Below are 26274 nucleotides of genomic sequence, written 5' to 3'. Positions count from 1 at the left end.
TCTCAGTCTATCAAGGGAGAACCTCTGTCCAAGTGAGTCGCCCCCGTACTTCCACTAGGAAGCTCCTTATTTCAATGAGGAGAGGATGTCACAAATCCGAAATAAGAAGCACGCTTCACTAAAATTTTTAATATATTAAACTATGAAACTTGTTGGGAGGTTCATAGTATGCCTGATATTTTGGTGCAAATCGCTTTTTTAATTATTTTCATATGGTCGGTTGTCATGCTGGTCCAAGATTTTAAGGTATCCCGGAAGGCTTGGATGAACATTTTGCTTCACGCTTCCGTCGCTGTTGTCTCGATTCATTTTTTGGGTTTCTAGTTTGCCAAAAAAAGGACTGTCTCATAGGTCACTTTATGACCTTTGAGATAGTCCTTTTTCATGGATCCGGCCGTCCTTTGTAAAGGACAAAAAAGACACCTAGACCCCATATTGTGCGATTTCTACATTCTAGCGGTCGTCTGGGCGCTTTAAAGCTACGCTCGTAAAGAAAGCAAACCGTTATTCAGCTCCAAGAGACTCTTCTGTCCGTTAGACGCGGACACTTGCTGCTTAGTCATTCCAAGAGGCGTTTATGTCCGTTGTCTTACCAGACCAAAAGAAAAAATGGCGGTTCAGAGGGATAGATAGTCCCTTGGCACCGCCACACCACTTCCAATTTTCGTCAAGCGAGCTGCTCGTTAAGTGAAAAAAATACTTGACGGGCAGTCCTTTTTTAACAAAAATGTTTTACAAGTAAACCGCTTCGCCCGTTCTGGCCGATTCATAGATCGCTTCCAAAATTTGCGAGACGACATAAGCCTGCTCCGGCGTGACGACCGGTTCCGTATCCTCGTCGATCGCTTTGATCCACAATCTCATTTCAAGGTCGGAATCCCGCTCGCTCTTGCCGTCGTAGAAGGCGACTCCGCCAGCCTTTAAATCCACATGCTTCGTAAATAAGCGGCTGTGCTGCTCGCCGTTAATGCGCAGCCCTTCCTTCATGTCCGCGCCGCCTTCGGTGCCGGATAGGGTACATTTCGCTTCGTCCACTTCAAGCGTGTTCAGCGCCCAACTCGATTCCAGCATGATGGTCGCGCCGTTCTCCATGACGATCATGCCGAATGCGGAATCCTCGACCGTGAATTTGGCCGGATCCCAAGGTCCCCAAGCGTTTGCCGCGTTCTCGCGCTGCGACAGCTTATGGTAGGAGGTGCCCAGCACAACCTTCGGCTTGTAATTGTCCAGCATCCAAAGCGTCAAATCCAGCGCGTGCGTGCCGATATCGATCAGCGGGCCTCCGCCTTGCTTCTCTTCGTCCAGGAATACGCCCCAAGTCGGTACGGCACGGCGGCGGATCGCATGCGCTTTCGCAAAATAGATGTCGCCCAGCTCGCCTGCTTCACATACCTTCTTCAGATGCTGGCTATCCGCGCGGAAACGGTTGTTATAACCGATCGTCAGCTTCTTGCCGGTGCGGCGCGCAGCCTCTACCATACGTTTTGCGTCGCTTGCCGTTTTGGCCATAGGCTTCTCGCACATTACATGTTTGCCGGCTTCAAGCGCGTCGATCGCAATTTCGGCATGGGAATCGTTAGGCGTACAGACATGAACGATATCGATAGTGGAATCCTCGAGCAGCTCCTTGTAGTCGGTGTATACAACGGCGTCTTCCGTACCGTACAGGGCCGCCGCTTCAACGGCGCGCTCCTCCACGATATCGCAGAACGCTACGATTTCCACGTTATCGAGTTTTTTCAGGCTGGGCAGATGTTTGCCGTTCGCGATGCCGCCGCAGCCGATGATTGCAAGCTTGTAAATGTTGGACATAAGGATAGCCTCCCGGGTATTGGTTTGAAAAATAAGCTTCACGGTTATGAATGAACCGTTTGGTGCTTTTGCTTTCTGTATTCGGACGGCGTGACGCCGAATTTTTTGCGGAACACGGCATGCAGGTAGTTGCCGCCGGCGAAGCCCGCAAGCCTTGCAATCGACTCGATGGAGCTGTCGCTGCTCTCCAGCTCGCGGCAGACGGCGTCCAGCCGGATATCCTCGAGCACGCGGCTGAACGTATGGCCGTCATGCAGCTCCTTGAACAGACGCTGGATTTGCCGCGAGCTCAGGTTCAGCTTATCCGCCACGTCCTCCAGGGTGACCGAGCCGGCGTAATTCGCGTGCATATATTCCATCGCAAGCCGGTAGCGGTAAGCCTTCATATCCCTGGTCGGGAACTGCTTCTGCTCCTGTGCCGAATCGAAAGCCCGGACGGCGCGCAGCAGAATTTGAATGACCGTCTGCTTGATGGTCGTGTAGCTTCCTGCGTAATTGTCGATGCAGGCCTGGTACGCCTCCAGAAACCGGGGCATCGCCTGATGAAGATCCGCAGCGGGAAACAGCGGAAGCGTCTTCAGCTTCTCGATGCAATCGCGGGCCTCGGCCGCTTCCCAGTCGTCCTCCGAGCCGTTCCCCTCATGTGCCGGGCGCTCGATAATATCGACGTGGAGGCAAAGCTCATCCATCGCTTCGAGCGCATCGGCTTCCTGATAATGCATGATTTCGGGTCCGGTCAAATAAAACATGCCGGGCTTCAGCGCATATTCTTGATCGATGAGAATGACCTTGCCTTTGCCCTGCGGGATGAAATGAAATTCATATTCCGCATGCTTGTGGAACCCGACGGCCCGGCCGGGAGGAAACTGCGTCAGATGGAAGCGCAGGACATGAATGTCGTACGGTCCCCAGCTGATCTTAAGATCCAGGCGCTCCAGCGCATCCTGGCGCTCTCGCATCCTTTCGTATGGAAAGCTCAGCATAAACAATCCTCCTCCTTCGGGCCGAATGCGCGGTTATTCCGTCATGGCTATTCGCTTAATTCGTCGATCCGTACGGCGCGGCGCTCGCTATTGGAGCGGTTCGACGCCTCCATCAGCTTCGTCAGATCAATCGCGAGGCTGATGTTCTCGTCGGCCGTCGTGTCTTCCTGGATATGCCTTACCCATTGATGGAAAGCACTTTCCCTTGCCGGCGGAATTTCTTGCTCAGTAAATTGCTCGGCCGCCGTGCCGTCGCCGCCAGATGTGCGGAGCAGCAGCTTGCTGTCCGGAGTGCCGTAAAGCAGCGTGCCTTCCGTACCGTGCACCTCAAGCGTGAACGGGGAATGGTTGTTGACGAAGCCGGCTTCCACGATGCCGATTGCGCCGGAGCCGGTGGACAGCGTCGCAACCGCGTTATCCTCAACCTGCTTGCCGGTTACATAACCGAACTGGGCGGATACCGAAGCCGGCATCTCGTTCAGGAACAGCCGCGTCAAATACATCGGATGGCAGCCGAGATCGATAAGAGCGCCGCCGCCGCATTCCTCAAGGCTGTAGAAGTGCTCGGGCAGCCAGCCCGCAGTCGCACCGTTATGTGAAAGACGGGCGCGGACAAGCGTAATCCGGCCAAGCAGCCCTTGATCCAAAATATCGCGGATCGCAAGCGTATATCCGTCGTTTAAACGCGGCAGGGATACGGTTAATTTGACTTGATTTGCCGCAATTTCATCCAGAATGACGTTAAGCTCCTTCAAAGTAGCCGCTACGACCTTCTCCGTGAAAATATGCTTGCCTGCTCTTGCGGCGGCAACCATAACCTCCTGGTGCTTCGTGGTCGGCGCATCGACGATGACGGCATCGATCCCGCCATTATGGAGCATATCCTCCAAATCGGCATAGAAAGGAACGCCCAGCTTAGCCGCGGCCGCTTGCCCGCGTTCGGCGTTTTCGTCCCACACTGCCGCAATTTCGGTATCCGGGTGCTCCAGCGCCTGTTTCGTATAATCCCATGCATGCACATGCCAATAGCTGATTTTTCCAATGCGAATCATCGGTCCATCTCTCCTCGCAGGTTTATCGGTACGGCCTGCCGCCATAGGGGAGCGCCGCCGATTCATTTGTATGGATTTATGACAACAACTACAATCTAACATATTTAATCGCTGATTTTTAGTGTAACTTTATGACTGTACACCTACAGAATTGCGACATATTATTAGATTCCTGTTTGCTGCTTGCGATAATCGCGGGGAGATAAATGGGTGATCTTTTTGAACGTTTTGCCGAAATGCGAGAAGTTGTCAAAGCCGGCCGCCGCCGCAATATCCGAAATGCTGAGCCCGGTCTCGCGCAGCAGCCGCTGCGCTTCCTTGACGCGAGTCAAAGTGATATAGTCGGAATAGGTGAAGCCGGTCGTTTTTTTAAACATATGGCTTAAATAGTAGGGGCTGACAAAAAACTGCTCGGAAATGGCCTGAAGCCGAAGAGGCTCGGCGAAATTGGCGTTAATGTAACGAATAATTTCCGATACCTTCGCATGCATCGGAGTGGAATGGTGAAGCGGCACCGGCTCGTGCTGCTGCAAAAATCTTGCCGTCGTCAGCAAAATCTCGCCGGCCTGATGCCTGACGGCAAGCTCGTACCCGGCCGGCTGCTTGCCGATTTCCCCGAGCAGCCGCCTTACGGCCTGCTCCACTGCGAGCTGCTCCTGGCGGGGCAGGCGGATGACCCGGCTTTGGTGCCGGAACGGGGAAAGCAGAAAATCGGCGGCATCGGCGGACAGCGAACGGACAAACGAGTCGGGAAAATGCAAAATGATCCGCTCATGCGCGGCGTCTCCGGCCTGAATCGTTTTGTGCAGCTCATGCTTGTCGATGAACACAAGATCCCCCTGCTCGACGGAATAGGAGCGGTCGCGGATAAAATAAACCCTTTGGCCTGACAGCAGGTAATAGATTTCATAGTAATCGTGGTAATGGTCTTCTCCCATCGTGTAAGGCTCCGTACGCTTCATATATTCGACAAACAGCTCGGCAGTGCTGCCGTAGCTGCAGGATTCGGACTGCATGGACATGGGTTTGCCGCTCCTTTCGGATCAAACGCAAAATATGCGGGGTTTAGGGGAAACTAAGCATCATTTGACGAGAATTATATCATTCTTATGCGTTAAAATGAAACCAAGAAACCTCAAGGAGGAATAGTGGTTATGACAAAGAAACGTTATGTACTGGTTGGCAGCGGCGGTAGGGCCGAATTTTTTTACGGGGCGCTTGCAACCGATTTCAGAGAAACGTCCGAGCTGCTTGCTTTTTGCGATATTAACGAGACCCGTATGAACTACGCCAACGAAATATTGGTGAACAAATATAATTATGAAGCTGTCCGCACGTACAAATCGAATGAGTTCGATCTCATGATCGAGCAGGAGAAGCCGGATGCCGTTATCGTAACGAGCATGGACCGGACGCACCATACGTACATCATCCGTGCCATGGAGCTTGGCTGCGACGTTGTAACCGAGAAGCCGATGACCGTGGATGAGAAAAAATGCCAGGAAATTCTTGACGCCGTAGAGCGCACAGGCCGCAATGTGCGGGTAACGTTCAACTACCGCTATGCGCCGCACCACACGAAAGCAAGAGAGCTGATTGCTAACGGCACGATCGGCAAGGTGACGTCCGTGCACTTCGAATGGCTGCTGAATACGCAGCACGGCGCGGACTATTTCCGCAGATGGCACCGCAATAAGCAAAACAGCGGCGGCCTGCTTGTACACAAGTCGACGCATCACTTCGACCTTGTCAACTTCTGGATCGGCTCGCAGCCGGAGTCGGTATTCGCATTCGGCGATCTGCTGTTCTACGGGCGCGAGAATGCCGAGCTGCGCGGCGAAACGAAGTTTTACGAGCGCGCGACGGGCAACCCGAACGCGGAGAACGATCCGTTTGCGCTGCATTTGGACAAAAACGCTCATTTGAAGAAAATGTACCTGGACGCCGAACATGAGGACGGCTACCGCCGCGACCAAAGCGTCTTCGGCGACGGAATCAACATCGAGGATACGATGGGCGTGCTTGTCCGCTACCAGAACAACGCGATCCTGACCTATTCGTTAAACGCGTACCTGCCTTGGGAAGGCTACCGTATTGCTTTCAACGGCACCAAAGGCCGCATCGAGATGAGCATTGTGGAACAGTCTTACGTGAACTCCGGCGGCGACAAAGCCCTCGAAGGCGCGTTGAAAGGCAAAAACATTACCGTATTTCCGATGTTCGGCGCTCCTTACGCGGTGGAAGTCGAGGAAGGCAAAGGCGGACACGGCGGCGGCGATCCGGTGCTGCTCAACGACCTGTTCGGCAACCCTGTAGAGGATAAATGGAACCGTGCGGCGAATCATGTAGACGGCGCCCGCTCCATCCTGACGGGTATTGCGGCGAACCGTTCGATCCAAACCGGACAAGCGGTGCAAATTGCAGATTTGGTGAAATTCCACAAATAGGGGGATATATTCGATGAAGCCTTTTATGGACGATAATTTTCTGCTATCGAATGAAACGGCAGTACGCTTGTACCATGATTACGCAAAGGAAATGCCGATTATCGACTATCACTGCCACTTGATCCCGCAGCAAATTTTCGAGAACACAAGCTTCTCCAATTTGACTGAGGCATGGCTGTATGGCGACCATTACAAATGGCGTGCGATGCGCGCAAACGGCGTAGAGGAAAAGTACGTAACCGGCGGCGAAGGCGTAACCGATTACGAGCGCTTCGAGGCATGGGCGCGGACGGTGCCGCAAACGATCGGCAACCCGCTTTACCAATGGTCCCATCTGGAGCTTCAGCGCTTCTTCGGGGTTTACGATCTGATCAACGAGAAAAATGCGGCTTCGATCTGGGAGCAGGTGAATGCGAAGCTGGCGGGCGGAAACTTTAAGGCTCGCGATTTGATCACCATGTCGGGCGTAAAGGTCATCTGTACGACTGACGATCCGGTCGATTCGCTTGAGTACCACATCGCGATCAAGGAGCTTAAAGACTTTGACGTGCAGGTGCTGCCATCCTTCCGTCCGGACAAGGCTCTTGAAATTAATCGTCCGACCTTCCTGGAGTGGATCGGCAAGCTCGGAGCGGTGACGGATGGAACGATCGACAGCTACGACAAACTTCTGTCCGCATTGGAAGCAAGAGTGAAGTTTTTTGACGAGACCGGCTGCAAAGTGTCCGACCACGCTCTCGATTATGTTCCTTATGCAGAGGCCACGAAGGAAGAGGCGGCTGCGATTTTTGCAAAAGCGCTTCGCGGCGAATCGGTTTCCCTCGGGGAAGAGCAGCAGTACAAAACGTATACGCTCCTGTTCCTGGGACGGCTTTACGCCGAGCGCGGCTGGGCGATGCAGTTCCACATTAACGCTGCACGCAGCAATAGCAGCCGGATGTTCGCCAAGCTTGGACCGGATACGGGTTACGATTCCATTAACGACAGCCTGATCGCGAATCCGCTGGTGAAGCTGCTTGACGCTCTTGACACGGAAGATGCGCTTCCGAAGACGATCGTCTACTCGCTGAACGCCAAGGACAACGAAGTGCTCGCTTCGATCATCGGCAGCTTCCAGGGCGGCGGCATTCCGGGCAAAATCCAGCTTGGCTCCGCTTGGTGGTTCAACGATACGAAAAACGGCATGCTGGACCAAATGAACTCGCTCGCCAACTTTGGACTGCTCAGCCGCTTCGTCGGCATGCTGACCGATTCCCGCAGCTTCCTCTCCTATACGCGGCATGAATATTTCCGCCGCCTGCTGTGCGATTTGATCGGCGGCTGGGTCGAGAACGGCGAAGCTCCGAACGATATGGAGCTGCTGGGCAGCATGGTGCAAAACATTTCGTACAATAACGCGAAAGAATATTTCGGCTTCTAAATTTCGCAATGACAAAAACGTTCTGCGTTTCTCCGGGCCGGGGAGACGCGGGACGTTTTTTTTTGCAGCCAAAAGGATGGCACAGAACCGAGCTGCGCAAAGATGCAGCTAATGGTTCGTGCGCAGCTTCAGCCGTTTATATTTCCTCTATAAGAAGCCGCCATATATTTAAGCATTTGCGGAACGGCGATGTTTGCCGCGATGCCGAACAGCTCGGAATTGGCCGTTTTGCGGCAGAGCAAATAAAAAGCCGTGCCGCCGATCAATTCGAAGGCGAGGAACTCCTTCCATTTCCAGGCCGGTACGATATAGACGGTAAATTCTTTATTTTTAACCGATTTTTTAAGCAAAATGTCAGCCCTCCCGGTGTATTCGGCGCATAGGAGCCGTAACTAACGTATGCGGGGCGGCTTTTCCAACATTCGGGTTTGTTCTAGCAGGGGAGGAAATGGACGAATTCCCATTGAAATTCACTATCTAGGCGGTCCGTCTATCTATAAAATTTACTCTCGTAATCTATTAAAAATTACGGGAGGAATCGATAGTTGAAAAGAGCTTTTTGGCGAGTAGCCGCTATCCTGATTTTTGTTGTTTTTGCGTGGCAGAGCACCGTTGGAACGGCGGCGGCCTTAGGGTCGGCAAATTTGAACGGCAAGCCGCTGCAAACCGCCGATTACGTAACGGTGGCGAAGGTGACGCGCTCTACCGCTCCCGTACATGTCAAGGCGCTTTCCAGCTCCGCAAAAATGGCAACATTAACACGCGGTGATGAATATCCGGTCGTTTCGGTCGCAAAATATCATTATCAGGTTCAGCTGCTTGGCGGCAAAAAAGGCTGGATCCGCAAATCGTATGTATCCGTGCGCAAGGCTAACCGTTATGTGGCCGGCTGGAACTACCTCGGAAGCACCGATCAATATATAAAGGCGAGCGGTCATGCGGCTCTCGATGTCGTCATGCCCCGCTGGTACAGATTAAAAGCGGAGGGGCAAGTTGAACTTACACCGGACAAACGTTATGTGGACTGGGCTCACTCCAAAGGCAAAAAGGTTTGGGCGATGCTCGGCAACGGTTTTGATATCGAGCTTACGGACCGGATCCTCTCTTCCAGGGCCAATCGTGTCGAGGTTGTCGCAAAACTAAAGGCATCACTGCTGACAAACGGGATAGACGGAATCAACGTCGATTTCGAAAATATAAAGATGGAAAACCGGGGACATTATGTTGCTTTTATTCGAGAATTAAAAGCGGCTTTATCCGGCAGCGGCAAGCTCGTATCCGTCGATGTCACGCGGGAAAATTCGGATCCGAATTGGTCCGGAAGCTACGACCGCGCCGGTTTGGGCAAAGCAGCGGACTATGTGATTATGATGGGGTACGACGAATATTACGAAGGGCGCGGCGAAGCGGGCTCCGTTTCGTCCTTGCCGTGGGTGGAAGAAGGCTTGCGCTTATTGCTTAAGGATGTCCCTGCCCATAAGGTGATCCTGGGCGTGCCTTTTTATACGAGAGAGTGGACGGTACCTGCCGCGGGCGGTAAAGCAGCGGCAAAAGACGTCTCCATGAAAGATACCGGGCTTATGATTTCCGGGCGCGGATTAACGATGGTCTGGGACTCGGCCGCCCGTCAGCATTACGTCGAATATACCGACTCGGCCGGCCGCCATCGGATGTGGGTGGAGGATAAAACCTCGATGGCGGCGCGTTGGAGTTTTGTGAAAAAATATTCGCTTGCCGGAGTGTCCGCATGGGCCATTGGACAAGAATCGCCGGATATTTGGGACGTATTTAAGTAAAAAGGGCGGCAGGGCAGGGGTCAAGCGAGCTTGAGCTTCCCGAATGCTTTGCCCAGTATGCTCAGCATTTCGTCGATGTCCCGCTGCTCTACGATCAGCGGCGGGACGAGGCGGATCGTGGACGGTCCCGGCGCATTGACGAGAAGTCCCTCCCGCAGGCATTCAGCTGCCAGCTCCGAGGCCGCGCCGCCCTGCACGTTAAAGGCAAGCAGCAGCCCTTTGCCGCGCACGGCCGTAATCGGGTATTGTCCGGATAGCTCAAGCAGGCCCTTCCGGATATACTCGCCCTGAACCTTCGCATTAGCCGCCAAATTCCGCTCCAGCAGTTCCTGCAGCACCGCATGGCCTGCAGCCATCGCCAGCGGAGCGCCGCAATAGGTGCCGCCTTGCTCGCCCGGCTCGAATAAATCGTATTTCTCCGAAGTCAGCATAGCCGATAACGGAAAGCCGGCCCCAATGCCTTTGCCGAGCGTCAGCACGTCCGGCTTAATGCCGTAATGCTCGTAAGCGAACATCCTGCCCGTGCGCCCCATTCCCGTCTGAATCTCATCGAAAATAAGCAGAATCCCGTACATATCGCAAATTTTGCGCAGGCCGTACAAATAAGACTCGCTTACGGCGTTCACGCCGCCTTCGCCCTGGACAAGCTCAAGCATGATCGCGCACGTATCGTTCGTCACGGCAGCGAAGCACGCATCGAGATCGTTGATCGGCACATGATTAAATCCGTCTACCTTCGGCGCGAACAGCTCCTTCCACTGCGGCTTGCCGGTCGCCGACATCGTGGCGAGCGTGCGGCCGTGAAAGCTGTTCGTGAGCGTGATGATTTCATAAGCCCCGTTCAGATTAACCGCCCCGTGCTTTCTTGCCAGCTTAATCGCGCTTTCGTTCGCCTCCGCGCCGCTGCTTGCAAAAAACACCTTATCCATGCCGCTCACCCCGGTGAGCAGGCCGGCAAACTCGATCATCGCCTTGTTATGAAAGCCCGGGCTGGCATGTACAAGCGTCGACGCCTGCCGCGCAAGCGCGGTCTGCAGTGCGGCCGGAGAATGTCCCAGACTGTTGACGGCCCAGCCGCCTATAAAATCCAGGTAACGTTTGCCCTCCGTATCCCATAGGAACATTCCTTCGCCGCGTTCCATCACGAGCTCCGGCCGCCGCGCCGTGAATAACAACGATTTTTCCGCTTCCGCAAGCAAATCCTTCGTAACCGTATTTTCCAATTGAATCATGACACGCCTCCCGTTTATTCAATGTATTGTATAAATATACAGTCGAAGGAATAAAAATTCAACCCTTTTAACGGAAAATACAAATTTCTAGTTATGTGGCAAATTTTTATGCGGATTTGGCAGGAGACCGGCCGGCAAGAACGAATGTATCCATTACGAAGCTGGACGTGCACAGCACGTCGGAGCTGACGGCGGTAATGGCTTCAAACGGAGGACAGGCGCTGCCTATGGTGCCCAAGCGATTGCCGCTGCCGATCCGAAATCTAGGGTGAGAAGGGCGGAAGTTTGAATATGTGGAATGGCGACGCATGGCTGGAAAAGCTATACGAGGAGGCGATTGCCCGCCATCGGCGGCAGGCAAAGGTAGATCTGTCGAACGAACGCCGGCCGAAGCTGAAGGCGGCGCTGCGCGAGGCGATCGGCTCGTTCGAGCCGAATCCCGGCTTCGTGCCGAGGCTGCTGGAGCGCGTGGAATGTGACGGCTATGTAAGGGAGCGGGTCGAGCTTTCGGCGACACCGGAGCTTACTTTTGCAGCTTATGTATTGCTGCCGAAGGATGCGGAGGGGCTGCTTCCCGGCGTATTGGCGCTGCACGGCCACGGCTACGGCAGCCGCGAGATCGTCGGCCTGCTGCCGGACGGCTCGCCGGATGAAGGCGTGCCGGGCATTCACCAGCACTTCGCCGTACAGCTGGTGAAGCGCGGATTGGCTGTCATCGCGCCGGACGTCATCGGCTTCGGCGAGCGCAAGCTGCTGGCCGATCTGGCGTCAAAAAAAGAAACGCCAAGCTCCTGTCACAAGCTGTCTACGCAGCTGATGATGCTGGGCAAGACGCTGACGGGTCTGCGTGTGACGGAAGCGCTGAAGGCGTTCAATTATTTGGCTTCCCGTCCGGATGTTGACGGAAGCCGGATCGGGACGATGGGTTTCTCCGGCGGCGGACTGATCGGTTACGTTGCGGCGGTTATGGAGGCGCGGATAAAGGCGGTTGTGCTGACGGGCTTCACGAATACGTTTAAGGAAAGCATATTCGCGGTCAACCACTGCATCGACAATTATACGCCGGGCCTGCTGGAGCATGCCGAGCTTCCCGAGCTGATCAGCCTGATCGCACCGCGTCCGCTGTTTCTGGAGTCGGGCGAGCGCGACCCGATTTTCCCGGTCGAGGGCTTCCGCCGCGCGTCTGCGCAGATCGAGGCGTTCTACGAAGCCGCAGGCGCAGGCGGCAGGGTCGAAGCAGACGTGTTCCCCGGGAAGCATGAGATCGGCGGCCGCAAGGCTTACGATTGGCTAAAGGAAACGCTTGCCAGTCTATAAACGCCAAAAAGCATCCCGGCTCACCATCTTGTGGGCCGGGATGCTTTTTACTTAGCGCTGATTCAATATCGTCCGCCGCTGCCGGCTAGCAGATTCGCTAATTGCTCCAGGTTATTCACGACCAGGTCGGGCGTCACATCCAGTTCGTCAAAGTGCGTATGAAGCCGGTTAACCCAGCAAACGGTAAAGCCGAAGCTTTTTCCGCCTGCGGCATCGAAGGAATTGGCCGAAACAAACAGCACTTCTTCCTTTCTGACGTTCAAATTCGTAAGGGCCAGCTGGTATACCCCCGGAAAAGGCTTGTAAATTTTGAGCTGATCCACGCTGATCACGCCCGATAAATAAGGGCTTAATCCCGTATGACTGACTACCGAATGCAGCATATAGGGAGTGCCGTTTGAGAGGATGGCGAGCTTATAGTCCTTTAGTTGATTAAAGGCTGCTGGCACGTCGGGAAATGGGTTTAAAACCAGATACTCACGAAGAAGAAGGCTGCGGACTTGCTCATCGGACGGCAGGTTTAACGTTTCGAGAGTATAAAGCAGCGAATCGTCCGTGACCTTCCAAAAATCTTTATACCGCCCCATCAGCGACCGGAGCCAGGTATATTCCAGCTGCTTCTGCCTCCAGATTTCGCTTATTTTTCTTCCTTGACCCGGGAATAGCCGCTCAGCCGCTGCGATGACGGAATGGACATCGAACAAAGTGCCATACGCATCGAACACGATCGTTTTTATCGCACGCATGTAGCTCCCCTCCAAATAACCGTCCTGTCTGGCTGTATGATCCATGATATGAAAATATTCGCATAGCTGGTCCGTTATTCAAAACGGCTCAACGCGATTGGGTCAGCTTTCGGAACGCTGCGGGAGAAAGGTTCATCCACCGCTTGAACTGCTTGCTGAAATGCGAGACGTCGCGGTAGCCGAGCCGATAGGCAATGTCCTCGATGGACAGCTCCGTATCGATCAGCAGCAGCTTCGCCTGCCGGAGGATGAGGCCGGTCAAGTATTGTCGCGGCGGCATGCCGTATACGCGCTGGAATACCCGTTTGCAGTAAGCGGGACTGTAGCCGAGCTTGGCGGCCGTTTTTTCGATCGTAATTTTCTCCCCGTCCGGAAGGATGCGGGCTGCTCCGGCGCGCAGCTCCCGTTCCATGGCCGCGGCCAGCGCCACTTCGTTCTCGGAGGCATCCGATTCCTGCAGCATATCCGCTTTCCCTTCCATCGCCCAATTGGTCAAGGCGGACAGCAGCCGGAACGTATCGCTCAGGAAGGCGAGCTTGTCGCGAAGCAGTCCGGTTTCCGCATACGCAAGCGAAACAAGCATGTTGTCGAGCGCGCTCCGGATGTCAGCGGCAGCCGGTCCGTCAGGTGCGGAGAGCAGCGTCGTCTGCATGCCCATCAGGCTTCTGCGCAGATTCAGATCGTCGATATCGAAATGGAGGCAAAAATAGGTCATCGGCTCCATGGCAGGCGACCCGTTGCTTGCGTGCGCCACGCCCGGCGGAAGGAACAGGATGTCGCCTTCGCGCTGAAGGTAGTCCGAATTGTCCGCGCGCATCGCCTGCTCGCCTTCCAGCACCATGTTGAGCTCAAACATCGTATGACGGTGCTCGGGATAGCTCCATTGCCCGTTCACGGCGCGCTTATGCGCGGCTACGATCTGAAAGGCGAACTGCAAATCCGGCGTCATCAGCTCCCCGAAGCTGTTCTCGCGTCCGAAGGGAAGAGGGTTTTTCATCGTCGTTTCCTCGCTTAATAGGATGTATCCAGTATAGCATACCGTGCCCGCGCCTCCCGGTAACGATTTGTACAAATTTAGGTCCGATTTGAACCTGTATCGTCCGGCTCCGCGCACGTATGATGGCTGTAGAGCACATCTTCTGAAGGAGCTGAACTAGACATGGCACGTAACGATTTTTTTAACGCGCACCATTCCCCGATCGGAGCTTTCTCCAGCTTTACGTTAGGCTTTCCCGGCGCTTCCGGCGGCTTTGATATCGAAATGGCCAGACCTCCGAAGCAAAATATTTATATCGGTCTGGAGCGGGTAGACGGCTCGGGCTACGACACCCTCCCGTTCCACGACGTACGTGAAGATGACGAGAGCAAGCGCTACGATATCGAGAATCCGGATCCTTTCCAGATTAAGCCGAAGCTGCTGCATCCGCTGGAGCAAGCTGAGGTGAAGCGTGAATTCGGCCTGACGACCGATACGTGGCAGTCCGGCGACCTGACGTTCCGCCTCTACACGCAGGTCCGTCCGGTACCGGATCCGGCGACGGCTTCCGAAGTCGAGCTGAAGGACGCGCTCATTCCGGCGGTATTCGCAGAGCTCACGGTGGACAACACGCGTTCAGACAAGAAACGCCGCGCCTTTTTCGGCTTTCAGGGCACGGATCCGTACAGCTCGATGCGGCGCATCGACGATACGTGCGGAAAACCGGGCATCGGGCAGGGCCGCCAGCTGGCGATCGTATCGGACGATCCGGCGGTTGTATCGGCGCAGCATTTTACGATGGAGGATATACTCGGCGCGGAGCTGAAGGAGAACTGGACCTTCGGACTCGGCACGGTAGGCTCGCTTCTGATGGATACGGAGCCGGGCGAGCGCCGGACGTTCCGGTTTGCGGTTTGCTTCTACAGGGGCGGCTACGTGACGGCGGGCATTGACGCTGCTTACTATTATGCGCGGTTTTTCCCTAATATCGAAGCAGTGGCCGAATATGCGCTGAACCATTTCGGGCGGCTGACCGCCGAGGCGGCAGAGGCGGGCAAGCTGACCGGGAAGGAGGGGCTGTCGGAGGACCAGAAGTTTATGCTGGACCATTCGATCCGCAGCTATTACGGCAACACCCAGCTGCTCGATTACGAAGGCGAGCCGTTCTGGGTCGTGAACGAAGGCGAATACCGGATGATGAACACGTTCGATCTGACGGTCGACCAGCTGTTCTACGAGCTGAAGCTGAACCCGTGGACGGTGAAAAACGAGCTGGACATGTTCGTGAAGCGCTTCAGCTACGAGGATACGGTCCGGAAGCCGGGCGATTCCACGGAGTACCCGGGCGGCATCAGCTTCACCCATGACATGGGCGTGGCGAATACCGTGTCCCGTCCAGGCTACTCCTCTTACGAGCTGTACGGCATTGACGGCTGTTTCTCGCATATGACGCACGAGCAGCTCGTCAACTGGGTGCTATGCGCGGCGACGTACGTCGAGAAAACGGGAGATCAGGCCTGGCTTGCGGCGAATATGGAAATATTCGAAAGAAGCCTTGCCAGCATGCTGAACCGCGACGCTTCCGAGCCGGAAGCACGCAACGGCCTGATGGGTCTCGACAGCTCGCGGACGATGGGCGGCGCGGAAATTACGACGTACGACAGCCTGGACGTTTCGCTTGGCCAAGCCCGCAACAACATTTATTTGGCCGGAAAAATTTGGGCGGCATACGTGGCGATGGAGCGTATTTTCGCAGAGAACGGCAAAACCGCTTTGGCGGACACGGCGGGCAGCCAGGCGGACAAATGTGCGGCGACGATCGTCAGCCATGTGACAGGCGAAGGCTATATTCCGGCGGTAATTAATGAAAACAACGACTCCAAAATCATTCCCGCGATCGAAGGGCTTATTTTCCCTTATGTGACGGGGAATCTCGCAGCGCTTGACCGCGGCGGCCGGTTCGGCGAATTCGTGAAGGCGCTGGATACGCATCTTCGGTATGTGCTGAAGCCGGGCATCTGCCTGTTCGAAGACGGCGGCTGGAAGCTTTCCTCGACGAGCAACAACAGCTGGCTGAGCAAAATTTATCTATGCCAATTTGTGGCGCGCGAGCTGCTCGGCCTCGTCTGGGACGAGACCGGCAAGGCGGCGGATGCGGCGCATGTGAAGTGGCTGACACACCCCGAGCTGTCGATCTGGAGCTGGAGCGACCAGATTATTTCCGGCGCGATTACAGGCAGTAAGTATTACCCTCGCGGAGTCACTTCCATCCTTTGGCTGGAGGAAACGGCGCGGTAACAAGCGAGAGGTCTTCTCAACCCCTATTATCGAAAAAACCTTCAGTTCCGCTGATTAGTCGGAGCTGAAGGTTTTTTGGCGTTTCGGGGAGCACTTCTGAACACAAAGCCGGCGGGGAAAAATAAAATCGGATAAGAAAAAAGAAATTCAGACAACAAATATCCGTTAAAATAAAGAGATCATATCGCCGAGGTGAAAGCTATGTATCATATTTTAGTTGCCGAGGATGAACCATGGATCCGAAGTTCTGTCGTCGAAATGGTGAGCCGGATCGGAGTAGAATCGTTCACCGTGTCGGAAGCGACGAACGGGGAAGAAGCTTGGGCATTGATTCAGGAGCTTTGGCCGACCGTATTGATTACGGACATCATGATGCCAAAGATGGACGGCCTGTCACTCATTCAAAAGATCCATGACCATGGCATTCCGATGAATTTTATTATTATCAGCGGGTACGATAATTTTCAATATGCGCAAAAAGCGATTCGTTACGGCGTGACCGAATATCTGTTGAAGCCGGTAGACATAGAGCAGCTTAAAGAGGCGCTGCGCAGAGCTGAGGAGGGCATAGGAAGCTTAAAGGATATCAGTCAATATATGTCGCGGTTCCAGCAGCTTGTGAACGCCTTTGGTGAAGTATCCCCTCAGACAGCGGGGAGAAAAATGGCCGACCTGATCGATTCGGTTCTCAAGCTCAAAATGATTAATCCGGCAGCGAGACTCAATCTTCTTCGCATTTTTGACTGGAAGCTTAACGGTATGATCAAGGAGTTGTCTTTGGAGCAGCCCGTTCCATCCATCCCTGCAGAAGCGGAGGATCCGGTCATCGTCCGGTATTTTAATCAGCTGACCGATATCCTGATTTTGCATTTATCCAAGCAGAGCATGACAAATACGAATCACATCATTAAAAAGGTTTGCGATTACCTTCATTCTCATTACAGGAAGGATCTTTCCTTAACGGAAATGGCTCAGTTAGCGAACATGAGCATTTCTTATTTCAGCTCGTGGTTCAAACGTTGTACCGGTCGAACCCTGGTTCAGTACATCCAGGAGATTAGAATTGAAAAGGCAAAACAGCTTCTGCTCGAAACCCAGCTGAAAAATTATGAAATTGCCGAAAGAGTCGGATTCGCCACACAGCCTTATTTTATCCGGGTGTTTAAAAACTCGGTCGGAGTATCTCCTAATGCTTTCCGAAAGAGGATGGGGCAATGAACCGCATCGTACGTTATTTGTATCGGTACTCTATCAAGCGGAAAATGATCGTCGCATTCCTGACGGTCAGTCTGCTCGGCGTAGTAACGATAGCGTTGTCCGCCCAGCATTACTATACCAAAGCAACAACGAAGGATTTTTTCAACATTGCAAGCAGCTCTTCCGCAAGTCTGAATAATCAAATTGACCGTTACTTCAAGCAGCTGATCCAATCCACCTCCGCCGTCATCGCGGGTCCGCTCCCTTCGGTCGGCGGCAGACTGAGTGCGAATAATGAAGCCGGAATGATTCAGGCGTGGCTTATGGGAAAGGAGCCTCTTACTTCGACTAACAAGCTGATCATTGAAGATACGCTAAGGAGATACATTGCGATCAACTATTCCGAGATCGAAAGTCTCATCCTCTTGAAGCCGGACGGTGAGCTCGTTTCATCAAACGGGCGTGTTGAATATCGGCCCGATGAACCTTGGCTCCACTTGCCTTTTACCGATAAGCAGGTCGTCATACCCACCTACCCTTCTTACCCGTATCAAATTCCGATTGTATCTCTGGCTGTTCCCGTTTTCAGTATAGAGGACACGAGTATTATCGGACGGCTGGTCATCAATCTGTCACTCTCAGAGCTAAAGGAAATTATGGGCAAAACGAAAATCGGGGAAACCGGTACGTTCGTGATCGTTTCCGCCTCGGATACGATCGTCTACCACCCGGATTCAAGCCTTGTCGGCAAGCCGATCTCTCAAACGCCGTTGAACGATATTAATTTGAACGAACCGGACACGGTGCAGGATGTCGGGAGTCTGGATTATTTGATTACGTTTACCCGATCGGACTTTACAGAGTGGCGGAATGTTGCTGTCGTTCCGCTGCAGGAAATGGCTGCCGGCTTGAATTTGGCCACTCAGTCGATGCTGATTGTCATGCTTTTCTTGTTTCTGTTCGTTATTCTTGTGGTGCCGATCTTGACCCGATTTCTTATGCAGCCCGTCGTTCGGCTAAAGAAGGTCATACATGAGGTGGAAAGGGGGAATCTGGACGTTCGCGTTGAGTTTCATCCCGGAAAAGACGAGCTGCAAAGTCTGAGCCGCAGCTTCGGTCAGATGACCGCTCGGTTGAAAACTTTAATCGATGATGTGTACCGGTATCAATTGCGGGAGATGCAGCTGGAGGTGCGTCAGAAGGATGCGATGATTAAGGCGCTTCAAGGCCAGATCAATCCGCATTTTCTGTACAATACGCTGGACATTATCCGGAGCATCGCCTATATGGAGGAAGTTCCCCGGATCGAGAAGATTGCCGGCAATCTGGCTTCCTTCTTCCGGTACACAGCCAAATTAGACCCTCTGGAGGTTACGCTTCGCGAGGAGATCGAGCATCTGAGCAAATACTTGGAGATCATAGATATCCGTTTTATGCAAAATTTTCAAAGCAAGGTTTATGTGAACGAGAAATTTATGCCGGCGCGCCTCGTGAAGCTTTCCCTGCAGCCTATCGTGGAGAACGCGGTGAAATATGCGGTGGAGCCGAAGAACGGAAATGCCAGCATTTTAGTCAATGCATTCGATGAAGGCGACGATCTTGTTCTTGAGGTGGCGGATAATGGTCCCGGAATGCCTGCAGAAAAGCTTGAGTTCATACGGAGCTCTCTCCTCGAAGTTGCCGAGCAACAGGCGGAAGGCCGGTATGCCGCTCGGGATTCGCTGGGCCTGGCCAATGTGCACGCACGTCTGGTGCTGCAGTATGGAATCGGGTACGGGATCACCATTGATTCATTTCCAGAGAGAGGAACGGTCGTCTCCATCCGCATCCCTTACAAAAAAGTAAAATCGGATAACGAATCTTAAAATGTTGAAAAAACAAAAGGCTGCTTTTAACTTACAATCGGTTTGAGGCCGCTGAGGCAGCCATTTCATCCTTACAGGAGGGTCACAGATATGAGAAAATCGATAGCCATGCTGCTGGCGACGGGTCTGGTCGTTACCACGCTTGCCGGCTGTTCCGGAAACGAAAAATCGCCTGCTTCGAACCATGCTGCGGGAAATAATGAAGGAAAGACGGACAATGCCGAAGTCGTAGATGACGGCACGGAGAAGCTTACTTTAACCTTCATGCCGGAATCGTGGAGCGGGGGAAAATGGAGAGAGGACCATCCGACCATCAAGTATTTGAATGAGAAATTCAACATTGATCTGAAGCTTATGTGGACGGACGGCCCGACCTACGTCGACAAATTGAATGTAATGGCAGCGTCGGGCAGCTTGCCGGACTTCTACAGAGTGAGCGCAGACAATTTCGGGAAATGGCAAAATGAAGGTATTTTCATGGACGTGGCTCCTTATTTGGATCAATATCCGAATCTTGCGAAGGCCTTCCCTGAAGAACAATGGAAGATGCTGAACCCGGCGGGGAAAATACTCGGGATGCCGTCGTGGGGAATTGAAGTCCGGGACAGCTATCAAATCCGGGCCGATTGGATCCGCAACGCAGGACTTCCGATGCCCAAGGAAGAGACATTCAACGTCGATGAATTTTATGAGATTATGAAGGCGTTTGCTTTGAACGATCCGGACAAGAACGGGAAAAAGGATACGGTCGGCTTCGCCACAGACAACACGCTCTCCGGGAATACCGCACAATTACGGGCCGCTTTTGGCCTCGCAAACGGCTGGAAGCTGGTGGACGGCAAATTGATCCCGCAGTTTGTCCAGTCAAAGGAACAGAAAGACTTCCTTGGCTTTCTGCGCAAGATGTATGCGGAAGGCATTATGGATAAAGACTTCCTCAGCAAGAAAGGTGCGAATGTCTACGAGATGTTCCAGGCAGGCAAGTCGGGCCTTTGGACACATCATCCGCTTGGACTGAGGACGGATACCGAAAAATTAAAAGGAATCGATCCGAACGCAGAATTGATTCAGCTAGCTCCGCCGATCGGCCCAACCGGCCTTCGCGGAAATCCTACAAGCTTGGTAGGAGCCAATAAAGTCGTAATCAACGGCACGATCGATCCTAAGAAGCAGCAGCGTATCTTGAAGATACTGGATTGGTGGGTAACCGACGAAGGCACGGATATTATGAAAAGCGGAATTGAAGGTGTCCATTATACGAAGGAGGCCGACGGCACGTACAAGGAAACGCCGCTCGTCGAGACGGATTTGCCCCGGATTTTGAACAACTGGTTTTTCTTGCGCGCAGACGTAAATCTCGGCACATACCGCTGGACCAAGCCCGAGATTGCCGAATTCGATAATACGTTCAATGAGAACAATGCCAAATATCCGTGGAAACCGGAGTCCGGCGGCCTGGAAATTTATTCGGAAACCTACTCGAAAAAATGGAATGACCTCTCTACGAAGTTTACGGAGGCCCAGCTCAAAATCGTTATCGGCGAGTCGCCAGTAGACAGTATCGACAAGGCGATTGAGGAATGGAGAGCCGGCGGCGGCGATCAGATCATTCAGGAAATGAACGACGCTTACGCCAAAAATAAGAGTAAATAAGGCAAGAAGTGTCGGCCGCATCCTCTGCGGCCGGCTAATTTTTCAAATTCCAATAATTTATAAGTTTCGCAATTATATCCGTTTAGAATTCTCCGCGAAACGAAGCTTCGCCAGAGGACGGCGAAGCCGTATACGCATGATAAAGGAAGGTGGGACAGCATGAGGTCGTCCGTAACCGAAATGAGGGCCGCAAACGAATCCAGGACTTCTTCAGCCGCGGCCCATTACATCAAGCGGGCTTTCCCTATTTACTTGATGGTATTACCCGGGCTCTTATCGATCGTTCTGTTTAAATATTTGCCTATGTTCGGAGTTTTGATTTCGTTTCAGCAGTACAGTCCGTTCCGGGGAATCTGGGGCAGCGAGTGGGTCGGACTCGATCATTTCGTAAGGCTGTTCACCGAGCAGCAGTTTGTCACACTCCTCAAAAATACGCTTTTTCTCAACTTGATCGATATTTGTTTTTATTTTCCCGCACCGATTATATTCGCGCTTTTCCTTAACGAGGTTCGTGCGAGATGGTTCAAGGCAACGCTGCAAACCGTCGTGTATTTGCCCCATTTTGTCTCCATGATTGTCGTTGTCGGGATTACCGTTGTTTTGTTTGCAAGTGAATTCGGAGGGATCAATCAGTGGTTGGATGTCATCGGCTTGCCCAGATATGAAGGGTTGAACGACCCGGACCACTTCCGCTGGATCTGGCTGCTGCAGAACATTTGGAAAGAGGTGGGCTGGAGCGCCATCATCTATTTGGCTGCGCTTGCCTCCATCGATCCGACATTGTACGAAGCCGCCAAAATGGACGGAGCGAACCGCTGGAGACAGATTTGGCATATTACGCTGCCGTCTCTCGCTCAGGTCATTCTCATCTTGTTCATTCTTCGCCTTGGAAGCTTTATTGATATCGGCTTTGAGCATATCTTCCTGCTGCAAAACCCGCTTAATCTTGCGGTATCCGACGTGTTCGACACCTATATTTACCGAATCGGCGTTCAGCAGGGCGAATTCAGTTATACGACGGCGGTAGGCCTGTTCAAGTCGGTGGTCGGTCTTGTGCTGGTACTCACGGCGAACGCCATTGCGAAACGGTCGGGAAAGGAGGGCGTGTACTGATGAAAACCCGCCGTATCTTTGGCAGCGAAAGGTATTTCGACGTTCTCGTTTACACGCTGCTCGTCTTGTGGGGGGCAGCCATTTTGTTCCCGCTGCTCTATGTTTTGATGACGTCTTTTGCCACCGAGAAAGAATATTTGACACGTGGCTTCTTCATCATACCGAAAGAGTGGACAATGGATGCGTATTTATATTTGATGGGGAACGACAGCTTTGCGCAAAGCTTCATGAACGCGGTTGTCATTACGGCTGTCGGAACTGCGATCAGCATATCGGTGACGACCATAATGGCATACGGCTTGTCCAAGAAATGGCTTAAAGGACGGACCCTGTTCAATTTTCTGGTCGTCTTTACCATGCTGTTCTCCGGCGGTTTGATCCCGACCTATCTGGTCGTCAAGGAATTCGGAATGATTGACACCTTCTGGTCACTATGGCTTCCGGGTGCCGTTGCGCCGTTCTACTTGATCGTGATGCGGAGTTTCTTTTCTTCGATTCCGCATGAACTGGAGGAATCCGCTAGAGTGGACGGATGCGGGGAGTGGAGAATGTTTTTCAGCATTATGCTTCCACTATCCAAGGCATCGATTGCGACATTTGTGCTGTTTTATATGGTTGGGTACTGGAACACGTATTTTTCGGCTCTCATTTATTTGAACGATTCTAATATGTGGCCGTTGCAGGTTTTCTTGCGTCAAATTCTCGTTCTTAATCAATCTATGGACGGCTCTGCCACCCTGATGGAACAAGTAATTACTTACACCCCGGGAGCGAAGATGGCAGCTATAGTCGTCTCAGCGCTTCCGATGATGATCATTTATCCGTTTCTTCAAAAGCATTTCAATAAAGGCATGCTGCTCGGTTCGTTGAAGGGCTGACGGTATATGGAGGAGATTTAAGTGGCTTTTATCATTGACCGGAATACGACTTACCGGATTCCTGGCAATCCGAATTCACCGATCCGACATGCATGGGAAATGGTGAAGAGAGACCATGAACAGGTTATGGGGGCTGCTCCGGCGCTCCGGGAGCGGGAGCTTGCCGACGTAGTATTCCGCTATGCGGAACCGGAGGACCGGTGTCCGGAGCATCCGGAGGCGTTTTGCTTCCGCTTCGTCAATGACGGCGATAGAACGGTTCTTCACATTGCTGCAGCAGACGACCTTGGGCTGGTTTACGGGATGCTCGAATATAGCGGGAAGTTTCTTGGCGTCGATCCGTTCTGGTTCTGGGCGGATCTTCCTCCGAAGCTTCGCAGCCACATAGAGGTTCCCGCCGACAATTACAATTCGCCGGAGCCATTCGTACGCTTCCGCGGGTGGTTTGTGAATGACGAGGTGTGCCTGATCGGGTGGAGGGAAGAATATCCGCCCACTCGCGAGGTATGGCAGCCGGTATTTGAGGCGCTGCTGCGGTGCGGAGGGAATATGGTCATCCCCGGTACCGACTTGCCGAAGCACGGGATTCATGCCGATTTGGCTGCGGAGATGGGATTATGGGTATCGCATCATCATGCCGAACCGCTTGGCGCCGAGATGTTCCTGCGGGCTTATCCCGGAAAACAGGCAAGCTATCAGCAAAATCCGGAGCTGTTCGAAAGCTTGTGGGAGGAAGCGATCGAGAAACAAAAAGATCGTAACACCGTTTGGGTGCTTTCCTTCCGGGGGCAAGGAGACCAGCCGTTCTGGATCCAGGATCCGGCCTTCGACACGCCTGAGAAGCGCGGCGAAATGATCAGCAGAGTCGTGCGCAAGCAATACGATATGGTTCGTGCCAAGGTATCCGATCCGTACTGCTGCGTGGCGTTGTATGGGGAAATTTCTGAGTTGTATAAGGCGGGGCATATTCAAATTCCGGACGATATTATGAAGATCTGGGCGGACAACGGATACGGAAAAATGGTTTCCCGACGCAACGGTAATGAGAACTTGCGCGTTCCGGCTCTGCCTGCTCCCGGGGAAAAAGGAAAGCACGGAATCTATTATCATGTTACGTTTCACGACCTTCAGGCTTCCAATCATTTAACTTTGTTCCCGGCTGATGCCGAGTTGATTCGAGCGGAGATAGAGGAAGCATTTAGGGTCGGTGCGAAAGATTATGTGCTCGTCAATAGCGGCAACATCCGCCCGCATATCTACACGCTGGACTTGGTGCGGGAGCTCTGGATGGGGGGGGAAGCGAATACAGAGGAGCATCTTCGGGGGTTTGTCAGCCGGATGTTTTACTCCAAACGGGCGGAAATCTCAGCGTTGTACCGCGACTATGCACGCCGTACGATTCCATACGGTCCAAATGAAGATGACAGGGCGGGAGACGAGTTTTATCACCATCCGGCCCGCAGAATCGTTGGGCATTGGCTTCAGGGAAAAGCGGATCAACCGCTCGCATCGTTGTATTGGGCAACCGGAGAAGCCGATTTTCCGCAGCAAGTCGAGTGCTTGCGCCGGAAGTGCGCCGATGCTGTCCCGGGTTGGCTGGAGCTGAAGGAGCGGATCGACGGACTGCAGCCGGAGCTTGAGGAGCCTGACCGTCTACGGTTAAAGGATCATTTGCAGCTGCACGTAGACCTGCATCTATCCGGCTGCGAGGGCTTCGATAAGCTGGGGCAATCGTACGGCGCTCACTTTGAGGGCAATTACCCGCTAGCTTTCGTTTATGCTTCTCAGGCGATGTGGAACTACGAGAAGGGCCTTGCTGCGCTGAAGGAAGCCGAGCATGGGAAATGGGCGGATTTCTTCCGGGCGGACTGGCTGACGAATATCAAGAGTACGGTGGAAAACATGGACACGCTCCGCCGCTGGCTTCGCGTGCAAGGTGACAGTCCGGACTTCTTCTTCTGGTACAAAAAGTTTATCATGCCGGAAACCGAGAAATACATTTACTTGGAGAATACGCATCGCAATCCGCTTTCGGATGACGAGCTTGCCAAAAAGCTGGCGGAGAAGTTCGGCGTGTAAGGGAAAATTCAGTCGATCTTCTTCAAGGAATTCCAGGTATCCAAGAGCAAGTTGTTCAGCTTGGAAGCATAATCTCATGAACCGATTCCCACGGGAGTCGGTTTTTTTGTGCTTGAATTTAAGCATCTCTAAAAGCGCAACAAAACAACATTTTTGGCCAGTATATCGACACTTTTACTGAAGTAAACGGACTATACTTGATACATGAAATCCCCATAAAGAGCTTATGGAAGGAAGGTAATGCAATGCTTGCAGCTAACGAACAACAATGGTTAAACGGAGTCATCGATAAGATAACAACGAAAATGGACTGGGTCAGCGAGAAATCCCGCAACAAAATTCCTTACACGACCATTAATGGAACGCATGACGACCGCAACTTCGACAATCCGACCGGCACGGAAACCGACGGCATCAATTGGTGGACGAACGGGTTCTGGGGCGGCATGATGTGGCTGATGCACCATGAGACCGGGAATGAAAAATATAAAGAAATTGCCAACATTTCCGAAGGGCAGCTGGACCGGTGCTTCGAGGAATTTTACGGGCTGCATCACGATGTCGGGTTTATGTGGCTGCCGACGAGCGTGGCGAATTATAAAGTAACAAAAAATCCGGAATCCCGCAAAAGAGCGCTGCACGCCGCCAACCTGCTGGCCGGACGCTTCAACCTGGCGGGCGGGTTCATCCGCGCATGGAACGACATCGAAAAAAACGATACCCGAGGCTGGGCGATCATCGACTGTATGTTTAACATTCCTCTGCTCTACTGGGCGACGGAGGAAACGGGAGACCCGCGCTACAAGCAAATCGCCATGAAGCATGCGGATACGGCGATGACGGCGTTCGTAAGGCCGGACGGCTCCGTCAACCACATCGTCGAGTTCGATCCGTTTAACGGAGGCGTGGTCAAAACCTACGGAGGTCAAGGCTATGAGGAAGGCTCCTCCTGGACGAGAGGACAAGCCTGGGGCTTGTACGGCTTTATGATGAGCTATATTCATACCGGGAAGCAGGAATATCTCGACACGGCCAAGCGGATCGCGCATTATTTTATGGCCAACATTCCGGAGAGCGGCGTCATTCCGGTCGATTTCAGGCAGCCGAAGGAGCCGCGCCGGGAGGACGACACGGCTGCGGCGATCGCGGCATGCGGATTGATCGAAATCGCAAAGGCCGTCGGCCCTTACGAGAAGGACGCGTATGTCGAAGCGGCGCTTAAGCTGCTCAAGACGCTGGATGAATCGCGCAGCGACTGGTCCCGGGACAACGACTGCATTTTGCAGAACGGTACGGGAGCGTATCATGCAAGCTCTCATCATCATCCGATTATTTACGGAGATTATTATTTCATGGAAGCGGTCTTCAAGCTGAAAGGCAACGATTTATATCTCTGGTAGCCCTTGGCCT

Annotated in this window: 22 protein-coding genes; 14 read left to right on the top strand and 8 right to left on the bottom strand. The window is 53.1% G+C overall.

Annotation, left to right across the window (positions count from 1 at the left end; all coding sequences use genetic code 11):
* Positions 1 to 168 precede the first annotated feature (168 nt).
* On the top strand, positions 169 to 324 hold the full coding sequence (locus KP806_RS24040; RefSeq protein WP_224726298.1) for a hypothetical protein: 156 nt from the start codon (positions 169 to 171) through the stop codon (positions 322 to 324).
* A gap of 408 nt (positions 325 to 732) precedes the next feature.
* On the opposite strand, the gene KP806_RS24035 is transcribed toward KP806_RS24040, so the two are convergent.
* From KP806_RS24035 to KP806_RS24020, 4 genes are all read right to left on the bottom strand, one after another.
* Positions 733 to 1812: a Gfo/Idh/MocA family protein gene (locus tag KP806_RS24035; protein ID WP_224726297.1), complete on the bottom strand. Its 1080-nt coding sequence runs from the start codon at positions 1810 to 1812 to the stop codon at positions 733 to 735.
* A 44-nt stretch (positions 1813 to 1856) separates the two neighbouring features.
* On the bottom strand, positions 1857 to 2795 hold the full coding sequence (locus KP806_RS24030; protein ID WP_224726296.1) for an AraC family transcriptional regulator: 939 nt from the start codon (positions 2793 to 2795) through the stop codon (positions 1857 to 1859).
* A gap of 47 nt (positions 2796 to 2842) precedes the next feature.
* A complete protein-coding gene (locus KP806_RS24025; protein ID WP_224726295.1) occupies positions 2843 to 3847 on the bottom strand; it encodes a Gfo/Idh/MocA family protein in 1005 nt (334 codons plus the stop codon).
* Between the two features lie 164 nt (positions 3848 to 4011).
* Positions 4012 to 4869 (bottom strand): helix-turn-helix domain-containing protein, encoded by an 858-nt coding sequence (locus KP806_RS24020; RefSeq protein ID WP_224726294.1) that lies wholly within the window; start codon positions 4867 to 4869, stop codon positions 4012 to 4014.
* Positions 4870 to 5001: 132 nt separating this feature from the next.
* Between KP806_RS24020 and KP806_RS24015 the strand changes: the two genes are divergently transcribed.
* Positions 5002 to 6294 (top strand): Gfo/Idh/MocA family protein, encoded by a 1293-nt coding sequence (locus KP806_RS24015; protein WP_224726293.1) that lies wholly within the window; start codon positions 5002 to 5004, stop codon positions 6292 to 6294.
* Positions 6295 to 6307: 13 nt separating this feature from the next.
* A complete protein-coding gene (gene uxaC, locus KP806_RS24010) occupies positions 6308 to 7714 on the top strand; it encodes a glucuronate isomerase (protein WP_224726292.1) in 1407 nt (468 codons plus the stop codon).
* 128 nt (positions 7715 to 7842) lie between these two features.
* On the opposite strand, the gene KP806_RS24005 is transcribed toward uxaC, so the two are convergent.
* On the bottom strand, positions 7843 to 8064 hold the full coding sequence (locus KP806_RS24005; RefSeq protein ID WP_224726291.1) for a hypothetical protein: 222 nt from the start codon (positions 8062 to 8064) through the stop codon (positions 7843 to 7845).
* A 195-nt stretch (positions 8065 to 8259) separates the two neighbouring features.
* Between KP806_RS24005 and KP806_RS24000 the strand changes: the two genes are divergently transcribed.
* The gene (locus KP806_RS24000; protein WP_224726290.1) at positions 8260 to 9510 is read left to right on the top strand and encodes a glycosyl hydrolase family 18 protein; all 1251 of its coding nucleotides are present in this window, start codon (positions 8260 to 8262) and stop codon (positions 9508 to 9510) included.
* Between the two features lie 20 nt (positions 9511 to 9530).
* On the opposite strand, the gene KP806_RS23995 is transcribed toward KP806_RS24000, so the two are convergent.
* The gene (locus KP806_RS23995) at positions 9531 to 10742 is read right to left on the bottom strand and encodes an aspartate aminotransferase family protein (protein WP_224726289.1); all 1212 of its coding nucleotides are present in this window, start codon (positions 10740 to 10742) and stop codon (positions 9531 to 9533) included.
* Between the two features lie 95 nt (positions 10743 to 10837).
* Here KP806_RS23995 and KP806_RS23990 point away from each other — a divergent pair, with 95 nt between their 5' ends.
* A complete protein-coding gene (locus KP806_RS23990; protein ID WP_224726288.1) occupies positions 10838 to 11014 on the top strand; it encodes a glycoside hydrolase family 97 C-terminal domain-containing protein in 177 nt (58 codons plus the stop codon).
* Between the two features lie 19 nt (positions 11015 to 11033).
* Positions 11034 to 12059 (top strand): dienelactone hydrolase family protein, encoded by a 1026-nt coding sequence (locus KP806_RS23985; protein WP_224726302.1) that lies wholly within the window; start codon positions 11034 to 11036, stop codon positions 12057 to 12059.
* A 62-nt stretch (positions 12060 to 12121) separates the two neighbouring features.
* On the opposite strand, the gene KP806_RS23980 is transcribed toward KP806_RS23985, so the two are convergent.
* A complete protein-coding gene (locus KP806_RS23980; protein ID WP_224726287.1) occupies positions 12122 to 12805 on the bottom strand; it encodes a haloacid dehalogenase type II in 684 nt (227 codons plus the stop codon).
* Positions 12806 to 12893: 88 nt separating this feature from the next.
* A complete protein-coding gene (locus KP806_RS23975) occupies positions 12894 to 13802 on the bottom strand; it encodes a helix-turn-helix domain-containing protein (RefSeq protein WP_224726286.1) in 909 nt (302 codons plus the stop codon).
* A gap of 162 nt (positions 13803 to 13964) precedes the next feature.
* Here KP806_RS23975 and KP806_RS23970 point away from each other — a divergent pair, with 162 nt between their 5' ends.
* From KP806_RS23970 to KP806_RS23935, 8 genes are all read left to right on the top strand, one after another.
* Entirely contained in the window at positions 13965 to 16079 is a 2115-nt protein-coding gene (locus KP806_RS23970; RefSeq protein ID WP_224726285.1) for a glycoside hydrolase family 52 protein, read from the top strand.
* A 201-nt stretch (positions 16080 to 16280) separates the two neighbouring features.
* Positions 16281 to 17297: a response regulator gene (locus tag KP806_RS23965; protein ID WP_224726284.1), complete on the top strand. Its 1017-nt coding sequence runs from the start codon at positions 16281 to 16283 to the stop codon at positions 17295 to 17297.
* On the top strand, positions 17294 to 19141 hold the full coding sequence (locus KP806_RS23960; protein ID WP_224726283.1) for a sensor histidine kinase: 1848 nt from the start codon (positions 17294 to 17296) through the stop codon (positions 19139 to 19141). The genes KP806_RS23965 and KP806_RS23960 overlap by 4 nt, the downstream gene beginning before the upstream one ends.
* A gap of 90 nt (positions 19142 to 19231) precedes the next feature.
* The gene (locus KP806_RS23955) at positions 19232 to 20794 is read left to right on the top strand and encodes an extracellular solute-binding protein (protein WP_224726282.1); all 1563 of its coding nucleotides are present in this window, start codon (positions 19232 to 19234) and stop codon (positions 20792 to 20794) included.
* A 159-nt stretch (positions 20795 to 20953) separates the two neighbouring features.
* Positions 20954 to 21907: an ABC transporter permease gene (locus KP806_RS23950; RefSeq protein WP_224726281.1), complete on the top strand. Its 954-nt coding sequence runs from the start codon at positions 20954 to 20956 to the stop codon at positions 21905 to 21907.
* Positions 21907 to 22785, top strand: coding sequence for a carbohydrate ABC transporter permease (locus KP806_RS23945; RefSeq protein ID WP_224726280.1), 879 nt, complete (start codon positions 21907 to 21909; stop codon positions 22783 to 22785). The genes KP806_RS23950 and KP806_RS23945 overlap by 1 nt, the downstream gene beginning before the upstream one ends.
* 21 nt (positions 22786 to 22806) lie before the next feature.
* Entirely contained in the window at positions 22807 to 24864 is a 2058-nt protein-coding gene (locus KP806_RS23940) for a glycosyl hydrolase 115 family protein (RefSeq protein WP_224726279.1), read from the top strand.
* Positions 24865 to 25109: 245 nt separating this feature from the next.
* Positions 25110 to 26264: a glycoside hydrolase family 88 protein gene (locus KP806_RS23935; RefSeq protein ID WP_224726278.1), complete on the top strand. Its 1155-nt coding sequence runs from the start codon at positions 25110 to 25112 to the stop codon at positions 26262 to 26264.
* The last annotated feature ends 10 nt before the right edge of the window (positions 26265 to 26274 follow it).

Source organism: Paenibacillus vietnamensis (assembly GCF_020169515.1).
Taxonomy (GTDB): Bacteria; Bacillota; Bacilli; order Paenibacillales; family Paenibacillaceae; genus Pristimantibacillus; species Pristimantibacillus vietnamensis.
This window is presented reverse-complemented; position numbering and strand designations above follow the sequence as displayed.

Excerpts from the sequence above, each read along its gene's own strand:
- KP806_RS24040 (WP_224726298.1), top strand. The coding sequence starts at position 169 with ATGCCTGATATTTTGGTGCAAATCGCTTTTTTAATTATTTTCATATGG.
- KP806_RS24035 (WP_224726297.1), bottom strand. The coding sequence starts at position 1,812 with ATGTCCAACATTTACAAGCTTGCAATCATCGGCTGCGGCGGCATCGCG.
- KP806_RS24030 (WP_224726296.1), bottom strand. The coding sequence starts at position 2,795 with ATGCTGAGCTTTCCATACGAAAGGATGCGAGAGCGCCAGGATGCGCTG.
- KP806_RS24025 (WP_224726295.1), bottom strand. The coding sequence starts at position 3,847 with ATGATTCGCATTGGAAAAATCAGCTATTGGCATGTGCATGCATGGGAT.
- KP806_RS24020 (WP_224726294.1), bottom strand. The coding sequence starts at position 4,869 with ATGTCCATGCAGTCCGAATCCTGCAGCTACGGCAGCACTGCCGAGCTG.
- KP806_RS24015 (WP_224726293.1), top strand. The coding sequence starts at position 5,002 with ATGACAAAGAAACGTTATGTACTGGTTGGCAGCGGCGGTAGGGCCGAA.
- uxaC (WP_224726292.1), top strand. The coding sequence starts at position 6,308 with ATGAAGCCTTTTATGGACGATAATTTTCTGCTATCGAATGAAACGGCA.
- KP806_RS23995 (WP_224726289.1), bottom strand. The coding sequence starts at position 10,742 with ATGATTCAATTGGAAAATACGGTTACGAAGGATTTGCTTGCGGAAGCG.
- KP806_RS23985 (WP_224726302.1), top strand. The coding sequence starts at position 11,034 with ATGTGGAATGGCGACGCATGGCTGGAAAAGCTATACGAGGAGGCGATT.
- KP806_RS23980 (WP_224726287.1), bottom strand. The coding sequence starts at position 12,805 with ATGCGTGCGATAAAAACGATCGTGTTCGATGCGTATGGCACTTTGTTC.
- KP806_RS23975 (WP_224726286.1), bottom strand. The coding sequence starts at position 13,802 with ATGAAAAACCCTCTTCCCTTCGGACGCGAGAACAGCTTCGGGGAGCTG.
- KP806_RS23970 (WP_224726285.1), top strand. The coding sequence starts at position 13,965 with ATGGCACGTAACGATTTTTTTAACGCGCACCATTCCCCGATCGGAGCT.
- KP806_RS23965 (WP_224726284.1), top strand. The coding sequence starts at position 16,281 with ATGTATCATATTTTAGTTGCCGAGGATGAACCATGGATCCGAAGTTCT.
- KP806_RS23960 (WP_224726283.1), top strand. The coding sequence starts at position 17,294 with ATGAACCGCATCGTACGTTATTTGTATCGGTACTCTATCAAGCGGAAA.
- KP806_RS23955 (WP_224726282.1), top strand. The coding sequence starts at position 19,232 with ATGAGAAAATCGATAGCCATGCTGCTGGCGACGGGTCTGGTCGTTACC.
- KP806_RS23950 (WP_224726281.1), top strand. The coding sequence starts at position 20,954 with ATGAGGTCGTCCGTAACCGAAATGAGGGCCGCAAACGAATCCAGGACT.
- KP806_RS23945 (WP_224726280.1), top strand. The coding sequence starts at position 21,907 with ATGAAAACCCGCCGTATCTTTGGCAGCGAAAGGTATTTCGACGTTCTC.
- KP806_RS23935 (WP_224726278.1), top strand. The coding sequence starts at position 25,110 with ATGCTTGCAGCTAACGAACAACAATGGTTAAACGGAGTCATCGATAAG.